This is a genomic window from Frankia sp. CoWAU3 (assembly GCF_977971855.1).
The window spans coordinates 1-3,334 of sequence record NZ_CDWWXB010000293.1 but is presented as its reverse complement, the minus strand read 5'-3'; the positions used below and the strand labels follow the sequence as shown (position 1 = coordinate 3,334).

General features: G+C 67.2%; 4 protein-coding genes. 3 read left to right on the top strand and 1 reads right to left on the bottom strand.

The annotated features are described in order from the left end of the window. Positions 1 to 164 precede the first annotated feature (164 nt). From AC08ON_RS17375 to AC08ON_RS17365, 3 genes are read left to right on the top strand one after another with little or no spacing between them, the layout of a single operon-like run. The gene (locus tag AC08ON_RS17375) at positions 165 to 431 is read left to right on the top strand and encodes an acyl carrier protein (RefSeq protein WP_476608619.1); all 267 of its coding nucleotides are present in this window, start codon (positions 165 to 167) and stop codon (positions 429 to 431) included. Beyond that, a complete protein-coding gene (locus tag AC08ON_RS17370) occupies positions 428 to 1,330 on the top strand; it encodes an SAM-dependent methyltransferase (protein ID WP_476608620.1) in 903 nt (300 codons plus the stop codon). Before AC08ON_RS17375 ends, AC08ON_RS17370 begins: the two co-directional genes overlap by 4 nt. Before the next feature lie 31 nt (positions 1,331 to 1,361). Continuing rightward, positions 1,362 to 2,288, top strand: coding sequence for an acyl-ACP desaturase (locus tag AC08ON_RS17365; protein WP_476608621.1), 927 nt, complete (start codon positions 1,362 to 1,364; stop codon positions 2,286 to 2,288). Between the two features lie 281 nt (positions 2,289 to 2,569). On the opposite strand, the gene AC08ON_RS17360 is transcribed toward AC08ON_RS17365, so the two are convergent. Continuing rightward, on the bottom strand, positions 2,570 to 3,334 hold a 765-nt coding region (locus AC08ON_RS17360), incomplete at its 5' end, for a ferritin-like domain-containing protein (protein ID WP_476617363.1).

Genomic DNA, 3,334 nt, shown 5'->3' with positions numbered 1-3,334 from the left:
GTCCTCCACGGCCTTCTGTCTGATCACGGTGTCTTTGGTGAGAAACCAGGATCAACAGAAGGCCGCTTCACGTCACGGCGACACGCCGGCCCACCCCAAACCACCAGCGACTATCACACAGAGTGACACCCGAAGGTTAAACGACAAGCTCAGAGGAGCACTGAATGTCCGTGTCGTATACGGAGATCGTCACCACCGTCACCGTCACCGCCATCGTCGCTCGTGAGCTCGGCACCCCGATCGAGGACCTGGCTGCGGACGCCGATCTGCGCTCCGTGGAGGGTGCGGACTCGGTGAAGGTGCTCCGGATGATCGCCCGGGTGGAACGCGAGTACGACGTCGAACTCGAGGACGATGACGTCTTCTCGGCGGTCACCGTCGCCGAGGTCGCCGACGTCGTCCAGGCGGCACTGCAGGTGCAGGCCGCATGAGCTCGCCCGTCACCACCGCGCCGGAGGCGGCGGCGGGCCTCGCCACCGAACCCACGACGAGCACCGAACCCACGACGAGCGACACCAATCAGCACTACGACCTGCCGCCCGAGGTCTTCGGCCTGTTCCTCGATCCCCTGCGCAAGTACAGCTCGGGTCTCTACCGCACGGAGCACGACACCCTCGAGCAGGCGCAGATCGCCAAGCTCCACTTCGTCGCCGATCGGCTCGGCCTGCGCCGCGGTGGTCGCGTCCTCGACATCGGATGCGGTTGGGGCTCGCTGACGCTGTTCATGGCGGTCGAGTACGAAGCCGAGGTCGTCGGGGTCTCCCCCGCGGGGCGACAGCACGCCTACATCGCGCAGCGAGCCGCCGAGCTCGGCGTGAGCGACCGCGTCACCACGATCCAGGGCCACTTCGAGACGGTCGAGCTGCCCTCTGGGAGTTTCGACGCGGTGACGATGCTCGGCTCGATCGTGCACATGCCCGACCTCGATGTCGTGTTCCGGCGGGCCCGGGCGCTGCTGCGCCGCGACGGACGGCTGTACGTGTCGGAAAGCTGCTTTCGCAACGCGGCCACCCGGGCGGCGTTCGACCATCGGGAAGGGACCGAGTTCGTCCGCGCATCGATCTTCGGCTGGGGGGACATGCGGCCGCTGTCCGACCTCGTCACCGGTGCCGAGGACGCCGGTTTCTCCCTGGCGAGCCTCGACGATCTCACCGACGACTACCGGCGCACCATCGACGACTGGCTGGTGAACGTCGACGCGGCCGCGGAGCGGATCGACGCGATCCGCCCGGGAACAGCCGCAACGCTGCGCCGCTATCTGGAGGTCGCGAACGCCGGCTGGGGCTACACCACCAAACACTACGCGCTGGTGTGCCGCAAGGCACGCTGACCGCCGCCGAGCGAGGAACGGGATCCACATCATGACGGCATCCGACATTCTCCGGCCGGCGTTCGGCCAGGCCCGCGGCGTCGAACCACCGCCAGCCCCCGCACGCCCGGCCCTGGCGCCGCTGCTTCCTCCCGCCGAGGTCGAGGCGGCCGTCATCGCCTTCCACCAGGCGGGTTCCACCACCCGCCGCTTCGACGTCGAATCAACGTTCGCCTGGGAGAACGCCGACGCCGGTCGGCTCACCGAGGGACAGCGCTCCGCGGTCCGGTTCATCACGTTGATCGAGGACCACCTGCCCGGCTACTTCGGCGTGTACGAGCGGGCCTTCCCGCTGAACCCCGACGTCGACGTCGAGACCTTCGTGCACAACCGGGAGCTTTACCACTTCACCGTGCGTTGGGCGCAGGAGGAGGACAGCCACGCCCGGGCGCTGTTCCGCTACCAGGTCGCCGCCGGCATCGCCGATCCCGACGAGCTGCGGCGGGAACTGGCGACCGAGGGGCGCAAGCACTTCGAACTGCCGCACGACCACGCGGTCTCGCTGTTCGCCTACGCCCTGGTCCAGGAGAAGGCGACCCAGCTGTACTACCAGCAGCTGCGGGCGGTCGTCGGCGATCCGGTGTTGGCCGATCTGCTGAACCGGCTCGCCAAGGACGAGGCCCGGCACTTCACCTTCATGGCCGACATCGTGGAACGGTACCTGCGCCGCCACGGCGACGCCGTCATCGAGCCGATCCGGGAGGTTATCGCGCACTTCCGGATGCCACTGGCCGACACGATCCGGGGTTACTGGCGCTGGGCCCTGCGGATCGCCGAGACTGCCCGCTACGATCACACCGACGCCTACCCGCACCTCATCCGAGTGGTCAACCGGGCGGTCGACGTCCGCACCGACAAGGTCGACGAACTGGTTCGCTTCGTCGACGCCTGCCGGTCGACGACCCTGGACACCCCGTAGGTCCCTGCCAGGACCAGCGCAGCAGCAGTGGCCGTCCCACGAACCGGCTGCCGGTGAATTTGGGGGAGCTGAGCACGGTCTGCGATCCCTGGACCGTGCTCAGCTCCCCACAACTCGGCCGCCACACGATCACGCGCACGATCACGCGCACGCGTCCCCGGCTGGGACGCGTCCGCGTGGATAGCCGCACGGGAAACTACCGGATCCGTTCGTGACAGGCCCGGTACCGGCAAACCCGGCACCGACAGGCCCGGTACTGACGAACTCGATCGCCGAAGCGGTCAGGGCATCGCCTCCACCAACGCCTGCCGGATGTCGGAGTTCCGGTTGAACTCCCGGCCGAGAACGCTGCCGAGCGCTTTGCGGATCTTCACTTGGAGCTGTTCCAGCGTATCCGGCTCGGAAACCCGCAAGAACACCTCGAACGCGGTGTCAATGGTCTCGTGACCCTGAAGATCCTCTAGCAGGCGGTGCTTGAACTCCCCCACCGGATGCTTGATCCGGTTGTTCGACATGTAGAAGTGGAACGTCTCCAACACGGACACGAGCTCGTGCGGATTCCGCTCCAGCCGGCGCTTCGCGAAGTACATGAACTCCCGGGCATGACCGGCCTCGTCCCGGCTGGCGCGCAGCATGAGGTCCGCCAGCACCGGCTCGCGCACCCACTCCGACATCGTCCGGTAGACCGTGTTCACCGTCATCTCCGAGATGACGTTGGTGATCAAAGTGGCGCTCGGCGTGGTGCCCGGCACGTAGGGCTCGCGCAACGCCTCGATCCGGCGCTGGTCGATCTGGGCGTCCACCGCCTGCAGCCACGCCCGGAAGGCGTAGTGGTGCTGGAGCTCCTGGTAGCCCCAGATGTTCACGAAGGCAGAGCAGTCGTAATCGTCGGTGAACTCGTTGAGAAAGCCGTGCACCGCCGCGATGGAGGTGGCCTCACCCATGACCGCACCCTTGACCAGCGCAATGTACTCGGGCTGGACAAGATCCCTGCGGATCTCGTCCAGCGGCAGGTCGGCCAGCTTCCACTGCAGCCGCTCATAGTG

Excerpts from the sequence above, each read along its gene's own strand:
- AC08ON_RS17365 (WP_476608621.1), top strand. The coding sequence starts at position 1,362 with ATGACGGCATCCGACATTCTCCGGCCGGCGTTCGGCCAGGCCCGCGGC.
- AC08ON_RS17370 (WP_476608620.1), top strand. The coding sequence starts at position 428 with ATGAGCTCGCCCGTCACCACCGCGCCGGAGGCGGCGGCGGGCCTCGCC.
- AC08ON_RS17375 (WP_476608619.1), top strand. The coding sequence starts at position 165 with ATGTCCGTGTCGTATACGGAGATCGTCACCACCGTCACCGTCACCGCC.